Source organism: Halomonas sp. 113, from assembly GCF_904067645.1.
Classification (GTDB): domain Bacteria; phylum Pseudomonadota; class Gammaproteobacteria; order Pseudomonadales; family Halomonadaceae; genus Vreelandella; species Vreelandella titanicae.
The window spans coordinates 1643706-1659951 of record NZ_LR881453.1 but is presented as its reverse complement, the minus strand read 5'-3'; the positions used below and the strand labels follow the sequence as shown (position 1 = coordinate 1659951).

Annotated in this window: 17 protein-coding genes; 5 read left to right on the top strand and 12 right to left on the bottom strand. The window is 55.2% G+C overall.

The features are described from left to right. The 5 genes from nusB to nrdR all read right to left on the bottom strand — a co-directional run bounded on the left by nusB (position 1) and on the right by nrdR (position 3916). Positions 1 to 495, bottom strand: coding sequence for a transcription antitermination factor NusB (gene nusB / locus YERSI8AC_RS07900; RefSeq protein WP_007114491.1), 495 nt, complete (start codon positions 493 to 495; stop codon positions 1 to 3). Next, entirely contained in the window at positions 492 to 980 is a 489-nt protein-coding gene (gene ribH, locus YERSI8AC_RS07895) for a 6,7-dimethyl-8-ribityllumazine synthase (RefSeq protein ID WP_007114490.1), read from the bottom strand. Before ribH ends, nusB begins: the two co-directional genes overlap by 4 nt. Before the next feature lie 18 nt (positions 981 to 998). Beyond that, positions 999 to 2165, bottom strand: coding sequence for a bifunctional 3,4-dihydroxy-2-butanone-4-phosphate synthase/GTP cyclohydrolase II (gene ribBA / locus YERSI8AC_RS07890; protein ID WP_022519725.1), 1167 nt, complete (start codon positions 2163 to 2165; stop codon positions 999 to 1001). Positions 2166 to 2252: 87 nt separating this feature from the next. Continuing rightward, positions 2253 to 3428 carry a bifunctional diaminohydroxyphosphoribosylaminopyrimidine deaminase/5-amino-6-(5-phosphoribosylamino)uracil reductase RibD gene (gene ribD, locus YERSI8AC_RS07885; RefSeq protein ID WP_022519726.1) on the bottom strand — a complete coding sequence of 392 codons (1176 nt, stop codon included), beginning with the start codon at positions 3426 to 3428 and terminating at the stop codon, positions 2253 to 2255. Further along, entirely contained in the window at positions 3425 to 3916 is a 492-nt protein-coding gene (nrdR, locus tag YERSI8AC_RS07880) for a transcriptional regulator NrdR (RefSeq protein ID WP_022519727.1), read from the bottom strand. The genes ribD and nrdR overlap by 4 nt, the downstream gene beginning before the upstream one ends. Positions 3917 to 4127: 211 nt before the next feature. On the opposite strand from nrdR, the gene YERSI8AC_RS07875 reads away from it, so the two are divergent. From YERSI8AC_RS07875 to YERSI8AC_RS07860, 4 genes are all read left to right on the top strand, one after another. Continuing rightward, positions 4128 to 5894, top strand: coding sequence for a sugar phosphorylase (locus tag YERSI8AC_RS07875; RefSeq protein ID WP_159176485.1), 1767 nt, complete (start codon positions 4128 to 4130; stop codon positions 5892 to 5894). 219 nt (positions 5895 to 6113) lie between these two features. Continuing rightward, on the top strand, positions 6114 to 6896 hold the full coding sequence (dsbG, locus tag YERSI8AC_RS07870; protein WP_022519729.1) for a thiol:disulfide interchange protein DsbG: 783 nt from the start codon (positions 6114 to 6116) through the stop codon (positions 6894 to 6896). A 781-nt stretch (positions 6897 to 7677) separates the two neighbouring features. After that, on the top strand, positions 7678 to 7800 hold the full coding sequence (locus YERSI8AC_RS07865) for a hypothetical protein (RefSeq protein WP_268892705.1): 123 nt from the start codon (positions 7678 to 7680) through the stop codon (positions 7798 to 7800). A gap of 65 nt (positions 7801 to 7865) precedes the next feature. Next, positions 7866 to 8075 carry a GIY-YIG nuclease family protein gene (locus YERSI8AC_RS07860; RefSeq protein ID WP_159176484.1) on the top strand — a complete coding sequence of 70 codons (210 nt, stop codon included), beginning with the start codon at positions 7866 to 7868 and terminating at the stop codon, positions 8073 to 8075. A 573-nt stretch (positions 8076 to 8648) separates the two neighbouring features. On the opposite strand, the gene YERSI8AC_RS07855 is transcribed toward YERSI8AC_RS07860, so the two are convergent. The 7 genes from YERSI8AC_RS07855 to YERSI8AC_RS07825 all read right to left on the bottom strand — a co-directional run bounded on the left by YERSI8AC_RS07855 (position 8649) and on the right by YERSI8AC_RS07825 (position 14306). After that, positions 8649 to 9665 carry a c-type cytochrome gene (locus YERSI8AC_RS07855; protein WP_201304204.1) on the bottom strand — a complete coding sequence of 339 codons (1017 nt, stop codon included), beginning with the start codon at positions 9663 to 9665 and terminating at the stop codon, positions 8649 to 8651. Continuing rightward, positions 9662 to 10327: a c-type cytochrome gene (locus YERSI8AC_RS07850; RefSeq protein WP_159176483.1), complete on the bottom strand. Its 666-nt coding sequence runs from the start codon at positions 10325 to 10327 to the stop codon at positions 9662 to 9664. The genes YERSI8AC_RS07855 and YERSI8AC_RS07850 overlap by 4 nt, the downstream gene beginning before the upstream one ends. 27 nt (positions 10328 to 10354) lie before the next feature. Further along, entirely contained in the window at positions 10355 to 11674 is a 1320-nt protein-coding gene (locus YERSI8AC_RS07845; RefSeq protein ID WP_159176482.1) for an ATP-binding protein, read from the bottom strand. Continuing rightward, complete coding sequence (locus YERSI8AC_RS07840; protein WP_159176481.1) at positions 11671 to 12372, bottom strand: response regulator; 702 nt, start codon at positions 12370 to 12372, stop codon at positions 11671 to 11673. The genes YERSI8AC_RS07845 and YERSI8AC_RS07840 overlap by 4 nt, the downstream gene beginning before the upstream one ends. A gap of 127 nt (positions 12373 to 12499) precedes the next feature. Then, a complete protein-coding gene (locus tag YERSI8AC_RS07835; RefSeq protein WP_089690616.1) occupies positions 12500 to 12919 on the bottom strand; it encodes a DUF6691 family protein in 420 nt (139 codons plus the stop codon). A gap of 23 nt (positions 12920 to 12942) precedes the next feature. After that, positions 12943 to 13410, bottom strand: a complete 468-nt coding sequence (locus YERSI8AC_RS07830; RefSeq protein WP_159176480.1) for a YeeE/YedE family protein — start codon at positions 13408 to 13410, stop codon at positions 12943 to 12945. Between the two features lie 29 nt (positions 13411 to 13439). After that, complete coding sequence (locus tag YERSI8AC_RS07825) at positions 13440 to 14306, bottom strand: MBL fold metallo-hydrolase (protein ID WP_159176479.1); 867 nt, start codon at positions 14304 to 14306, stop codon at positions 13440 to 13442. 199 nt (positions 14307 to 14505) lie between these two features. Here YERSI8AC_RS07825 and htc2 point away from each other — a divergent pair, with 199 nt between their 5' ends. Next, on the top strand, positions 14506 to 16122 hold the full coding sequence (htc2, locus tag YERSI8AC_RS07820) for a methyl-accepting chemotaxis protein Htc2 (RefSeq protein WP_159176478.1): 1617 nt from the start codon (positions 14506 to 14508) through the stop codon (positions 16120 to 16122). The last annotated feature ends 124 nt before the right edge of the window (positions 16123 to 16246 follow it).

The window sequence follows — 16246 nt, the reverse complement described above, 5'->3', positions numbered from 1 at the left end:
TCAGAGACGACGAGCGCTGACCTCGGCACTGCGCAAGCGAATAGCCAGCTTGTCGAGAATGCCGTTCACGTATTTATGGCCATCGGTGGCGCCAAATGACTTAGCCAGCTCAACGCCTTCGTTAATGACGACACGATAAGGTACTTCCATGCGGCGGGAAAGCTCGTAAGCGCCCAACCGTAGGATGGCCAACTCTACCGCATCGAGATCTTCTAAGCGGCGGTCTAGCAGGGGAGAGATTTCACGATCCAGTTCCGCTTTAAACCGCACGGTATTATGGAGTAACTCGTGAAACAGTGCCTTGTCGGCGATCTCCATCACCTTGACCCAATTTTCGTGATCTTCCAGGTCATCGTCGGCGACCTGGCTACGAAACTCGGCTTCAATGGTAGTAATGGATTTACCCGTCATGTGCCATTGATAAAGCCCCTGCACCGTTAATTCCCGCGCCGCGTGGCGGCCCTGCTGAGCGGCAGAGGGTTTACGCTCGCTCATTGGGTATCTCCTGACGGTAGCGCACGGAGCAGAGAGACCATTTCCATCGCGGCCATGGCAGCTTCGGTGCCTTTGTTACCGGCCTTGGTGCCTGCACGCTCAATCGCTTGCTCAATGGTTTCAACGGTTAACACACCATTAGCCACCGGGGTATCAAACTCAAGCTGTAAGTGATTAATCGCCGTATTACAGCCGCCCGCCACGTATTCAAAATGCGGTGTGCCACCGCGAATGACCGCGCCCAGGGCAATCACTGCGTCGGGTTTCATTACCTTCAACACGCGCTTCACCGCCAGCGGGAGTTCCCAGGCGCCCGGCACGTGAACAATGTGGATATGCTCGGCGTCGACACCGTGACGGGTCAAGCTGTCGACGGCGCCTTCCACCAGGCTATCGACCACGTGATGGTTAAAACGGCCGACCACGATGACATAGCGGCCATCGACATCAACAAACGTACCTTCAACTTGAGTGAGGGAGTGCATCAATTTATTCCTGCTGAATTAGTTCTGCTGAGAAGTTGGTTCATACGCCGTGTCATTAGGGCCCAGACGCTCTACGACTTCGAGGTCAAAGCCGGACAGCGCCGAAAACTTCCACGGTGAACTAAGTAATCGCATTTTACCCACGCCTAAATAGCGCAGAATCTGAGAACCGGTGCCGATGGTCAAGTAGTTACCGGCACCGTCGGAGTCGCTGGTACGCGGCTGGCGCACGCGATCCAAAAAGATATCCAGCTGGTCTTTCAAATCCTGGTGCGGGCGGCCGTCGTCAATCAACACAAACACACCTGGCGCGGCTCCGGCAATCTCTTCCAGCGCACGATGGGCATCCCAGCGGCACTGTTCGTCTTTCATCAAGCCCATTACATCGCGCAGCGTATCAGTCAGATGCACGCGCACCGTGGTGGCCTGTTCCGGCGTGGGCTGACCGTTCACCAACGCCAAATGGTGAGCGCCCTGGATACGATCACGGAACACGTGCAGCTCAAGCTCGCCATGGGAGGTCATGACCGTTGACGCTTCCAGATGATCGATGGTCTGTTCGTTAACGATACGGTAGTGAATCAGATCCGCGATGGTACCGATCTTAATACCGTGCTCCTGGGCGAAGGCTTCAAGCTCGGGGCGGCGCGCCATGCTGCCATCATCATTCATAATCTCGCAGATTACACCGCTAGGGTCACAGCCCGCCAGTGCCGCCAAATCACACGAAGCTTCCGTATGCCCGGCACGGCGCAGCACGCCGCCCGGCTCGGCCATCAGCGGAAAGATATGGCCTGGCTGAACGATATCAGAGGGCTTTGCATTGGGTGCCACCGCGGCTTGCACGGTACGCGCACGATCTGCAGCTGAAATACCCGTCGTGACGCCTTCGGTTGCCTCAATGGAGAGAGTAAACTTGGTGCCAAAACCGGAACCGTTATCACGCACCATTAGCGGCAGATTAAGCTGCTCACAGCGGGCGCGAGTCATCGGCATGCAGATCAAGCCGCGGGCGAAACGGGCCATAAAGTTGATATGCTCGGCCTGCACTTTTTCGGCGGCCATGATGATATCACCTTCATTTTCGCGATCCTCATCGTCCATGAGAATCACCATTTTGCCCTGGCGGATATCGTCCACCAGCTCGGCGATAGGGGCTAAGCCTCTAGAGGAGGGGTGCGCCATGGAATCTCCAATAAGTGTTGTCACGATAGCTTGTCAGGATAGGTTATCGAGAAAGAGTGTCGCGAGAGTGAGTCACGATTTTGCGCGTCAGGGTACCTTGCTCTCGCAAAATTCGCCAGATGCGCTAGTCGCTAGAGGGGATGCAATAATGCGCCAATCGCGCCCTACTGCTCGCATATCGTGAATGGTTAACCGCCGCTGATCGGCCATACGTGAGAGCCCTGGCAACGCAAAAAGGGGCCGCGCTTCGCCGCCTAACAGTGTGGGGGCAACAAACAGCTGTAGCTCATCGACCAACGCCGCATCGAGCATAGCGCCCGCCAATGTCGCTCCGGTTTCCACCAGCAGTTCATTAACCTGTTCATTTTCGGCTAACCACTGCAGCATTGCCACTAAATCGATACGGCCATCGCTACCGGCGGGCAACACCTGTACTTCAGCGCCCGCCTGAGTTAACCGTTCCCGCTTCTCTTCCAAGTGGTCTGATGTGGTGATCACTAGCGTACGCCCAGGCTCGCTTAAACAGGCTGCCGCCAGAGGTAGGCGCAAGTGGGTATCTAAAATCACCCGCAGGGGCTGGCGGTGAACCACTTGGTCTGCGTTGTTCAGCTGTAACTGCTCTGCTCGTAACGTCAGCCGAGAGTCGTCCATAATGAGCGACTCAACGCCGCTTAATATCGCGCTGGAGCGTGCCCGTAGCCGCTGCACCTGGGTGCGTGCTTCAGGCCCGGTGATCCACTGAGACTCCCCCGACCCCATGGCGGTACGACCATCTAGACTCATCGCCATTTTCAGGCGCACAAAGGGACGCTGCTGGGTCATGCGAGCAATAAAGCCGGGATTCAGAGCGCGCGCGTCACTCTCTAATAACCCCACCGCCACCTCAACACCCGCCTCTTCAAGCAGACGAATACCGCGGCCACTCACCTGCGGGTTCGGATCCACCATGGCAACCACTACCCGCGACACCTTCGCTTCCTGGAGCGCCACCGCGCAGGGGCCAGTGCGGCCGGTGTGGGAACAAGGCTCCAGGGTGACGTACGCGGTCGCGCCCAGGGCTTGCTCACCAGCATCATTCAACGCGTGAATTTCGGCGTGGGGTTCACCGGCACACAGGTGAAAGCCTTCACCGACAATCTGCTCGTCACGCACAATCACACAGCCGACCCGCGGGTTGGGATCCGTGGTGTATAAGCCTTTTTGCGCCAGTTGCAGCGCCCGCGCCATATAGCGGTGGTCGGCTTGGCTAAAGACAGCACTCATTTTGACGACTCGCTGCCATGGCCCAGTCGGGAAGAGGGCTCTTGGGACAGCCGGTCAATCTCAGCGCGAAATTCATCCAGATCCTGGAACTTGCGATATACCGAAGCAAAGCGGATATAGGCTACGTGATCGAGGGTTTTAAGCGCTTGCATGACCGACTCGCCAATATCACGGGCGTTGATTTCGCGATCGCCCCGGGCACGTAAGGTTTGGCGGATGCGCTCTACCGCCGCTTCAATGGCTTCTGCACTGACCGGACGCTTTTCCAGCGCACGCAACATACCTGCCCGCAGTTTGGCTTCATTAAAGCTCTCGCGGGAGCCGTCGGACTTCACCACCCGCGGCATTACCAATTCTGCGGTTTCGTAGGTGGTAAAGCGCTCTTGGCAGCTCGCACACTGGCGTCGACGGCGTACCTGATCACCATCCGCTACCAGGCGCGAATCAGTCACTCGAGTATCGTTTGCACCACAAAAAGGGCAATGCATGGCGGTCAACCTGTTGTCAGCTCGTGTCGGCGTACCGCACGAGTTAGCGTGTTATAACCTGTCAATGTGTGTGCTATTAATAGCGTTTTAGCAGTAGTAACTGCCACAAGCTAATGTATCTTAGCGTTTAAACGCGGTATCAACCTCGTATTGTAACGATTTGGCACACAAGCTGCAGCGTTTGTGGCAGATTGTTTATCAGGAGCTACCCATGCCCCCCTTTGAGCAGACCGTTAACGACTACCTCAGCCACCTTTATGGCCCCAGGGCGGGGGAAGTGCAGCGCCGTTTAAACCAGCGTCTAGCGCATTTTCAGTCGCTTGCCCCATTTTCATCCAGCTCCGGTAGAACCAGCACTAAAAATGCACCCTCTTGGAGCGAAAAAGATCAGTGGGTGATCAGCTACGGTGACTCGATTATTGAAGATGGTGTGCCGCCGTTGGCAGTGCTTAGCGATTTTCTTCAAGCGCGGTTGGGCGATCGCATCAGCGGTGTACATGTACTGCCCTTCTTTCCCTGGAGCAGCGACGACGGCTTTTCGGTGATCCACTACCGGGAAGTGAACCCCGATCTTGGTGATTGGTCGCACATCCGCGAACTCGCCAGCCATTACGACTTAATGGCCGACCTGGTGCTCAATCACGTCTCACGGGAGTCTCTCTGGTTTGTGGATTACCTGAGCGGCAGCCTGCCCGGCCGCGACTACTTTATCGAAGTCGATCCAGAGACCGATGTCTCCCAGGTGGTGCGCCCACGCAGCAGCCCGCTGCTGGTGCCCATTTCCACCCGGCGTGGCACCCGCTACCTGTGGGCGACGTTCTCCGAAGACCAGCTTGACCTGAACTTTGAAAATCCGGATGTGCTGCTGGAGTTCGTGGGTATTTTGCTGTTCTACCTGGAGCAAGGAACGCGGATTGTACGTTTGGATGCGGTGGCCTTTCTGTGGAAGCGGCTGGGTACTGCCTGCATTCACCTGCCGGAAACCCACACTGTGGTGCGGCTGCTACGAGCGATTGTGGATCACGTGGCCCCAGGTACCCTGTTAATCACCGAAACCAATGTGCCCCACCAGGAAAATATCAGTTATTTTGGCTTGGATCGGTTGCCAGCGGGGGACCCCGACGAAGCCCATATGGTGTATCAGTTTGCCCTCCCCCCGCTGCTATTGCACACCCTCACCCGGGGCGAAGCGAGCACCTTACAAACCTGGCTTGCCAGCCTTCCGGTACTGCCCGACCAATGCACCTACCTCAACTTTACGGCCAGCCACGACGGCATTGGCGTTCGCCCCTTGGAAGGTTTATTGCCCGATCACGAGCGGGATGCGCTGCTGGAGCTGATGCACCGTTTCGGAGGCTTTGTCAGCATGCGTAGCAACCCCGATGGAAGCGATACGCCCTATGAGATCAATATCACCTGGTTTGAAGCCATGCGCGGCACCCGCCGCGGCCCCGACCCGTGGCAGGTAGCGCGTTTTCTATGCAGCCAAGCAATTATGCTGAGTTTGCAAGGTATCCCCGCGCTGTATATTCACACCCTAACTGGCACACTCAATGACGTGGAAGGCGTTGAGCGCAGTGGGCGGCTACGTTCGATCAACCGCCGGCGCTGGCAGCGTAGCGAGCTTGACCTCCTACTCGATAGCCCGTCGACGCCCACTCACGATGTTTTCCACGCCTTAAACCGGCTATTAGACCAGCGCCGCAAGGAGCCCTGCTTTCACCCCAATGCCGCTCAACGGGTTGTGGTCTCAGCACCGGAACTATTGGCAGTAGAGCGCGGCCCGCTCCACGATGGTCGCCGGCTGCTAGCGCTGTATAACGTCACCGACCTACCGCTTCCTTTAGAGAATATGGGTGAGGCAGTTACCCAGGCACTTGAAAAACACGCCTGGCAAGCGCTGGATCCTGCTAACCCCTGGAGCGCCGAAGGTTCGCTGCCGCCTTACGCGGTGCGTTGGCTGGTAGCGGATAGTTAACACCATTTCGTTAATACCATTGAGAAATCTAAAGTTTCAAAAACCGTAAACTTCAAAAACCGTAAGTTGCGACATATTGCCCCAGTTATAAAGCGCATAATCCCTAAATAATGTTGTGCTGCGATAATCGCAACACGGCATTATTTTAGGGATTGCCAGCACTAAGGCGGCGGTTATTAAATCTCTAGCCTCTCACTCTTATTCAAACAAGGCGCTGCAATGCACTTAAAACGTCACGCTGGCATAAGTGGTTTTCTCCTGCTGGCAGGATTGGTCGGCACCTCTGCGAGCTATGCCGATGAGCTACCCGCCCCTATTCAGGCACTTGCCGACCAAGGCTTGGAAATTCATGGTCAATTCGATGCCCCCGGAGGGTTGCGCGGCTACGGCGCCAGCGTGCAGGGCCAGGACATGGCGATTTACCTGACGCCGGATGGCGAGCACGCCGTGGTGGGTACACTAATGGATAATGAGGGGAATGACCTTACCGAAGCGCAACTGGATGAGCATGTACGTGCACCGCTAGAGGCACAAACATGGCAGCTATTAAGCGAAAGCCACTGGGTACAGGACGGCAATGTGGATGCCCCCCGGGTGATTTACACCTTCACGGATGCCAACTGCCCCTACTGCCGTCAAATGTGGCAAGACGTTCGCCCCTGGGTGGAAGCAGGTGAGGTGCAGCTACGCCATATCATGGTAGGTATCTTAGCACCCGACAGCCCTGGAAAAGCAGCCGCTATTCTCGGCGCCGACGATCCAGCGGCGACACTGCATGCCCATGAAAGCGGCCAGCAGGAAATCGAAGCTAGTGCCCAACCGAGAGAAATTGAAGAGCAGGTGTACGCCAATAACCAGTTGTTCGAAGAGCTGGGCCTATATGCAACCCCCACTTCCGTTTTTCAGCGTGAAACAGAGAACGGGGCCGTGCGTCTTGACCGTATTCAGGGTATGCCCAGTGATGAGCGGCTGATCGAGATGATGGGCAGTGAAACACCTTGATGAACTTATCCTGCCACCGCTAGCTGAGATTGCCGCGTCGCTGCGCTCCTCGCAATGACTTAGGTGATGTCATTGAAATCCTTCACCTGTCATTGCGAACGTAGTGCAGCAATCTCGGGGTTAATCTGCCACTGCCAAAGATTGCCGCGTCGCTGCGCTCCTCGCAATGACGTAGGTGATGTCATTGAAATCCTTCACCTGTCATTGCGAACGTAGTGAAGCAATCTCGGGGTTAATCTGCCACTGCCAAAGATTGCCGCGTCGCTACGCTCCTCGCAATGACGTAGGTGATGTCATTGAAATCCTTCACCTGTCATTGCGAACGTAGTGAAGCAATCTCGGGGTTAATCTGCCACCGCCAAAGATTGCCGCGTCGCTGCGCTCCTCGCAATGACATGAATAGGGCTACTCGCAATAGCATCTAATTTGTTATTGCGAGCAACCCGACATTGTGAGCCCGCCCCCTGTCATTGCGAGCGCAAGCGAAGCAATCTCTAGGTTAATCTACCACTGCAAGCTAAGGTCGTTTCACTTTTCATAGTCAAAATAAGGATACTGACTGCAATGATGCGCCCCTACCATTGCTAATAAAATGAAGTTAGATTAATAAAAATCCATCACCGAAAGGTCGGTTCATGTCGACAACAAACAATCTTTATTATGTTTATATGCTGACTAACCGCACTCACCGCGTTCTTTACATAGGAGTTGAGCCTGTAGAAAAACCCCGCTGACGGCAAAGTTTTGGTAGGATCGAGAAAACAGACGAGGAGTGGTCAGCATGCCGCGCTTCAAGCCTTATAACCACGATCAAAATGCCATGGTGGTTATCAATAGTTGGGCGCTAAAGTGGCTAAATGCCGATATTAAGATTACTCAGCCAGATGACCGGCTGGGTAAATAAATAAGGACAACAGGCGGTGGAAACGGCTCGAAATCGGTTTTTTCTACAGCCTCGTTACAAACAACTTGGAGCGCAGGCTTTATGAACACCGCCAAGGTTTAATGCCAGGATTCACCAAAAAGTACCGTTGCCACAAACTTGTATGGCTAGAGGAGTCAAATAGTATAGAAGATGCCATCAGGCGCGAAAAACAGCTTAAAGCGGGTTCACGTCAACGTAAAAATGCTCTAATTGACTCCCTTAATCCTGATTGGGTTGAGCTTGCCCCATACTAATATCATTCTGAGTGCCACACCCCTTATTATCGTGAGCCTCTCTTTCATTGTGGGCCCTCCCTGTCATTGAAATCCGCTACCTGTCATTGCGAACGTAGTGAAGCAATCTCGAGGTTAATCTGCCACCGCCGCCAAAGATTGCCGCGTCGCTGCGCTCCTCGCAATGACGTAGGTGATGTCATTGAAATCTGCTACCTGTCATTGCGAACGTAGTGCAGCAATCTCGGGGTTAATCTGCCACCGCCGCCAAAGATTGCCGCGTCGCTGCGCTCCTCGCAATGACGTAGGTGATGTCATTGAAATCCTCCACCTGTCATTGCGAACGTAGTGAAGCAATCTCGGGGTTAATCTGCCACCGCCGCCAAAGATTGCCGCGTCGCTGCGCTCCTCGCAATGACGTAGGTGATGTTATTGAAATCCTCTACCTGTCATTGCGAACGTAGTGAAGCAATCTCGGGGTTAATCTGCCACCGCCAAAGATTGCTTCGTCGCAAGTTCCTCGCAATGACATAAAGAGGACTCCTCTCAATGACAAAAAATGAAAGTTCCTCATAATCACATTTCGTGACGGTATTACTCCTCGGAAAGGTTTTCAAACCTCGGCATCCCGACGTTCCAGGGTTTAAGGTCGCCCTTCTCCCCGAAGTTGTCGTGATCACCGAGTACATGGCCGTCGTGTTCACGGGTTTGCCCATACAGTGAACGGTTATGAAAGGTCGGGCCGAAGCGCTCGGCTGTCTCGGCGACATCGCCCGTGTAGCGGGGGTCCTGGGGGCGCTCTTGGCTGTTTATATAGTAAGCAATATCCCAGGCGTCTTGATCGCTGAGCGACCGCGGCTGACCAAGCGGCATATTTTGGTAAATGAAGCCCGCCATGGTTTCTACTCGCGCGATTCCCGCACCCCAATTATTAGAGCCGTCGCCCCAAGGGGCTGGAAATACGTATTCGCCGTTTTCATAGTGGCCCGATCCATCCTTTTGGTGGCAAATCGAACAGTTTTCCTGGTAAGCCGCTTCGCCCCTAGCATAGTCGGGCTCTTCAGCTGGCTCATCCGGTGCGGGGAAGCCACGCCCATAGATCGGTTTGTCTGGATACATCGGCGCACCGGTGGCCAGCCATTGATGGTAGGCGCTCAGCGCCAGCATTTCATCGCTGCCATACTCCGGTGGCACGCCATTCATGGAATAAGCAAAGCAACCTGCGATACGTTCTTCCAGGTTATTCACATGCTGATTCTTACCACGAAAATCCGGCAGCGTGATAGCCGCGGCCCACACTGGCGCACTGAACGGCACTCGCCCTTCGCCCAAATGACAGCTAGAGCAGTTCATATCATTGAACACGTTCTCACCACGCAACTGCTGCGTATTGGTGAATAGATCATGCCCATAGCGGATGACTTTCTTCAGCTCCGGATGAAGTTCGGAATTCTCAAGGTCTTCCATGGTGGGGGGCTCGTGTACCAGCATATTCAGCGCAGCGTCTGGACGCTCTTCTGGCTGGGCAAAAACCGTGGCTGTATAAACGGTACCGAACGCCAGCGAGCAGCCGGTCAGGGTTATGACGAGGGAGCGACGACAGATGGTCATTGTGCTGTCTCCTGTTCTTCTGAACCGGGTTGCGTGGCATACCAGGCAGACACCGCCTGAATGTCGTTATCGCTCATGCGTTTGGCAATGGCCTCCATGAGATTCTGTGGGTCGTTGATGCGTGTCTCGTTTTTCCACGCCCTCAACTGAGCGCTGATATAGCCAGCATGCTGGCTGGCGACACCTGGGAAGGTGCTGCCAACGCCCGTACCACCGGGCCCGTGGCAGCTTTGGCAGGAAACAATGTAGGCGTTCCAATCGCCGCGCTCGGCAAGCTGTTGACCCCGCGCCAGCAGCGCTTCGTCGGCCTCATCGCCGCCTTGCCCCGGCGTTACCGGCATTTGGCTATAGTATTCGGCAACATCGGCTATTTGCTGATCGTCGAGCATATTGGCAAACGTCATCATGGTCGCATTTTGACGCTGCCCGGCTTTAAAGTCGTGCAACTGCTTAGCGATATAGTCCGCATTCAGCCCCGCTAAGCGCGGCCATGACTCACCATTGGGCACATTCATACCGCTGCCATCGGCCTGATGACAGGCTGTGCAGGTAGCCGCTGCAGCCTGGCCTCGCTCCGCGTCACCCTGCTGCGCCAGCGCGCCTCCAGTGACTAAGCTAATCCCTATCAGCAGGCCAAACCTGCTTAAGTATTTTTTATTCATCTCGGTTTCTCCCTTGCGTTATCGTTGTTAGCTACCCGCCACTGGCACCACCAGACGGGCGGTAAAACCACCTCCAGCAGGGCTGACAAACGTCACTTCGCCACCAAAACGTTCGGCGATAGCAGCCACAATGGCTAACCCCAGTCCACTGCCTTGCTGTTTACTGGCGCGCCAGAATCGTTGAGTTAATTGTTCAAGCGTCGCGCCATCAACACCTGGGCCTTGGTCGCTAACGCTAAAGGTAAGATGGCGCTCCCCTGGCTCCCACTGCGCATCAAAGTTAACGGGGGCATCGGCGGGCCCATGGTTAATAGCGTTATCGAGCAAATTACGCAGCGCGGTGATAGCCAATTCGCGGGGCATCGCAAGGGCGACATCGGGCCAATGGGGCGACACTACAAAGCGGGCTGATTTGTTGTGCTGGCTATCCGCCAGGGCGTGTTCGGCTACATCTGCGACGCGACTAGCCTCACCATCATCAAAGCGCACACGCCCCTCTACGCGAGCCAGCGTGAGCAGTTGGTCAAGGGTTGAGCTCAACCGCACCACTCCCTCTTCAGCATAGTTGAGCGATGTTATTGCGGCCTGACCTTCGACCCGGCGAGCCACTTGCAGGTGGGTTTTGATCGCAGTAAGCGGTGTGCGCAGTTCGTGGGCGGCATCGTTTGTAAAGCGCTGCTCACGGATAATGGTTTGCTGTACACGCTCAAGAAGCGTATTTAAGGTTTCAATCAGCGGACGAATCTCTTTAGGCAGGCCATAGGTAGCGACAGGGGCCAGTGCATCGGGGTGGCGATTGGCCAGCGATTCGCGCAGCCGTGTTAGCGGTGCTAAGCCACGCCAAACCCCCAGCCAAAGCGCAAACATGCTGCCTACCAGCGCTACGATAAAGGGCACCACGGTCATGCGTATAACGCCGCCGAGCAGCATATCGCGCTCATCCATACGATCAGCGGTGGTAATCACGATGCCACCGCGCTCGTAGGTAAATACCCGCCAAGTCACGTCACCTGCCTGGCGATAAGTGTGGCCGCCCTCTCCCGGGGCGAGAATAGCGTCCATATCGGCATGGGTGCGCGCCATGATTTCGCCTTGGGGCGAGTGCACTTGGCAGGCCAAACCCTCAATGGGTGGAATAGACAGCACTGGACGCTCGGCATCCTCCCATACGTCAAACGGCAGCTGCAGGACTAACCCGGCCACCATTCTTGCCGACTGCGCTAAGCGCTGATCCAGGGTTTCCACAAACTTCTCTTCCAGGTCGCGCATCAGCCACGCCGCCGCCACACCCCAGAGCAGTGCCAGCGTTAATCCCAGAGTCAGCAGCAAGCGCGCACGTAAACTCATAGCTGCCCCTTATAGGGCGTACCGGCCGCATGTACCGCCTCGGGTTTGCCCAACCGATAGCCAAGCCCGCGCACTGTTTCAATCACGCCGCTCCCCAACTTGCGGCGCAGGTGGTGGATATGCACATTCAGCGCATTGCTCTCAACATCGTCGTTCATACCGTAAAGGCTATCTTTAAGCTGGTCGGCTGACAGGACGCTGCGTGGCGATTGCAGGAAGGTTTCAAGCAGCACCAGCTCCCGGCGAGACAGCATAATCAGCTGTTCATCGACGTAGGCCTCCCTAGCCGTTGGATCTAAGCAGAGTGCGCCGTGGGCAATCAGGCCGCTGCTGCGCCCTGCTACTCGGCGTAACAAGGCGTGCAAACGCGCTACCAACTCATCTAAATCGAAAGGTTTCACCAGATAGTCGTCGGCGCCGCCCTGTAGTCCATCCACTCGGTCACGCACCGCATCCCTTGCGGTTAACATCAGCACGGGAACGTCGTTGCCCTGCTCGCGCCACTCGGCCAGCAATTGAAGACCATCGCCATCGGGCAATCCGCGATCAAGAATGACCACATCACTGGCCACCGTTCGCATCGCCTGACGGGCAGCGGTCCCCGTGGAGACGTGATCGACCACAAAGTCGAAGGTCATTAATCCAGCGCGAATACCCGAAGCAACCAGCGGGTCATCTTCAATCAACAAGACGTGCATAGCGGTTTCCTATTTATTACCCCTCAGCATGGCGGACGGGCATTAACCCAGCGTTAAGACAAATAAAAACGCCCTTGCTTTGATGGCAAGGGCGCGGGCATGGCAATCGCCGAATAAGGACGAATGGCTAGGCGAGACGCTTAGCAGCAAAACGCCTCGCAAAAAACCAACCCAACACCATGGTCACCAGCATGGCCAATAGCGGTAAGGAAAGACCGCCGATGGAGGCTATCGCTGGCCCTGGGCAGTAGCCGGAAAGTCCCCAGCCAATGCCAAACAGAGCCGCGCCCCCTAACAACTTTGCGTCTAACTCCCGTTTGGCCGGTAACTGAAAGACGCCACCCAATAGTGGTGCAGTACGCTTGAATACCAGCCGATAGCCGATAAAGGTGGTGACGACAGCCCCGCCCAATACGAACATCAGCGTTGGATCCCAGGCGCCCGCTACGTCTAGAAACCCCACAACTCGCGCGGGGTCGGTCATGCCTGAAACAGCTAAGCCGATACCGAAAAGTAGCCCCGCCGCATAGCCTGCCGCTGTTTTCATCCAATGACTCTTGTTTGACTGACTCATACTCCACCACCTAGGCCTAGCATGTGGCGCGAGATATAAACGGTCACTAGCGCCGTTAGCAAAAACATACCAGTGGCCGCCATGGAGCGTGGTGCCAAACGCGCCAGCCCGCACACGCCATGGCCGCTGGTACAGCCACTGCCCAGCCCTGTGCCTACGCCCACTAACAGCCCAGCCACCAGCATTAACCCTACGCCTCCCACCGGCGCGCCAATCACCTCACCAGGGCTTTCGGCAACGTTGCCTAAACCACCACCTAGCGCCATAAGCAGAAGCGGGCCGCTAATCAGCCCTAACAGAAAAGCCACTCGCCAAGCGCTATCGCCCTTGGGGCGCTGGGTTATCAAATTGCCCACGATGCCACTGATACCTGCGATACGCCCCAGCGTTGCCATCAACCAGGTAGCGGAAAGCCCGATCAACACACCCCCAACCAGCCCTTGTAAGCCTGCTGTCCAATCCACTGATAACTCCTCAGCTCGCACTTAAACCGTTAGAAAAAATTAAGCGGCACTTTGAGATAGACAGTGCCATTCTCTTCCGCAGGAGGCAGTTCCCCCGCACGCATATTGACCTGCACCGAAGGAATAATGAGCCGTGGCATGCCTAAGGTGGCGTCGCGCTCAGTGCGCATCTTCACGAACTCGTCTTCGCTGATACCTTCATGAACATGGACGTTCTCACTGCGCTGTTCCGCAACGCTGGTTTCATGCTCAAAGGTATCGCGACCGGGAGCTTTATAGTCGTGGCATAAGAACAGCCGCGTCTGCTCGGGAAGCGCCAATACTTTTTGGATAGAGTGATAAAGAGTGCGCGCATCTCCACCGGGAAAGTCGCACCGCGCGGTGCCATAATCCGGCATAAATAGCGTATCGCCTACAAAGGCGGCATCGCCTATTACGTAGGTTAAACAAGCGGGCGTATGTCCTGGGGTATGCAGCACCTGGCCCTGTAATTGGCCAACGGCGAACGTATCCCCTTCTTCAAACAGCGCATCAAACTGGCTGCCATCCCGAACAAACTCACTGCCCGCATTGAATGCCTTACCGAATATCTCCTGCACCTTCACTATGTTGGCACCAATGCCGGTTTTACCCCCTAACTGTTCATGTAGGTATGGCGCTGCCGAGAGGTGGTCTGCATGTACATGGGTCTCCAAAATCCAGACTACATCGAGATCGTGTTCGCGAATAAAAGCGATGATGGTGTTAGCAGATCGCACGTCGGTTCGCCCAGCGGCATAATCAAAATCGAGTACCGAATCTATAATTGCGCAGGCACGGCTATCAGGGTCTTGGACGACATAGCTAAAGGTGTTCGTAGGCTCATCAAAAAAGTGCGTAACGATTGGGCGTTGCATCGTTGCCTCCCATAGGGGTGGTGATCTCAATCTCATGCTATAAAGACAGCATAGTGCATTTTAAGTTCTATATTTAGATTATTTTAGAATATAAGGGTGCTATATATCCCAAAAGAGTGTTCAAGACTATTTTTGCTAAGGTCTGCTCCATTTAGGCCGATAATGAAGGAGTTACTCAATTACAAAAATTAGGAAGAACATGACTCACTTAACAACGACACAAAAACTCTGGGGAACGCTGGGTATTATCTGGGTTGCAATGCTGCTATTGGTTGGCTGGCTTGCCTGGGAGAACCGCCAGACGATTGAGAGCGAACGCCGCGATAGCATTCAATACGTAGTGGAAAGCGTGCAAAACCAAATTGAAGCCCTGCAAGAACGGGTAGCCTCCGGTGAACTTAGCCTGGAAGAAGCGCAGCAGCGTGCGATCGATAATATGTCTAGCGTTAGCTTTGGGGCGGGCGAGTATATCTTTTCATTCAACGATGACTTACTGATTATCTCGCATCCTAGCCGTACACCCGGCACTGACATGACCAATTATGAAGACGCCAGCGGGATGGCGCTGTACCCCGAGTTGCTGCGTGTCGCGCAAGCAGGTGGTGGTCACGTCAATTACTATTCTACCCGCGCGGGTGGCGACGAGCAGCTGCCGAAAACCAGTTATGTAGCACACCTTCCCGAATGGGACTGGTCACTGGCGACCGGCGTTTATGTCGATGATATTAATGCCGCCTTTATTGCCGGTTTGATTCGCTCGATCGTGATACTACTGATCATTGGCCTGCCGGTAACGCTGCTGATGGGATGGGTTATTCGTGATGTTTCTCGTCGTTTAGGTGGAGACCCACGCTATGCAGCCAACGTAGTACGTCATATTGCCGACGGCGACCTGACCCAGGTCACACGGCTTTCGCCGAAGGATCAACAGAGCTTACTTTTTAATATCAACCGGATGCGTGAAGCTCTTGCCGAGACGATTGGTGACATCCACCACGGCGCAAGCCAGGTCAACAGTGGCGTAGAGCAGATCGTGGGCGTAAACGAAGAGCTTTCGACCCGCACCGAAGAGCAGGCAGCATCACTAGCTGAAACCGCTTCCAGTATGGAACAGCTCACCGCGACTGTTAAGCAAAATGCTGAACACGCTGACCATGCGCGTAAGCTTGCCACCAGAGCGGCCGATAGCGCTCAGCGCGGCAGTGACTCGATGTCGTCCGTCACGACCACTATGGCGACGATTAACGAAAGCGCCACACAGATGAGCAGCATCGTTAACACCATTGACGGTATCGCTTTCCAAACCAATATTTTGGCACTGAACGCGTCAGTTGAAGCCGCCCGAGCAGGTGATCAAGGGCGCGGCTTTGCGGTTGTCGCCAATGAGGTTCGTCAACTTGCCAGCCGCTCAGCTGCTGCGGCACAGGAGATTAAAACGCTGATCGAAGCGTCGGACAGCAAAGTAGTTGAAGGTAGCCGCCAAGTACGCGACACCGGTGATGTGATTAACAGCATGGTCGATGATATCAAACAGCTCAGTACGCTGGTTCAGGAAATTTCTGCGGCTACCATTGAACAGAGCGGCGGCATTGAGCAGGTCAACCAAGCGGTAACGCAAATGGATCAAATGACCCAGCAAAATGCCAGCTTGGTGCAAGAAAGCACTCACGCGACTCAAGCCCTGGCCCAGCTCAGCGCCCAACTGCGCCAACTGGTTGCCCACTTCCGCATTCACCAGAGCACGGAGAATACACAGGCAAGCTTACCCGCCTCCTCACCCGCCCCGCAGACCGCTCATCAGCATAGCGATTTTTGATGTTTTGTCATTGCGAGCGCAGTGAAGCAATCTCATGGTTACCTGCCACCGCAGATCGAGATTGCCGCGTCGCTGCGCTCCTCGCAATGACGTAGGAGATATCATTGAAATCCTTCACACCTGC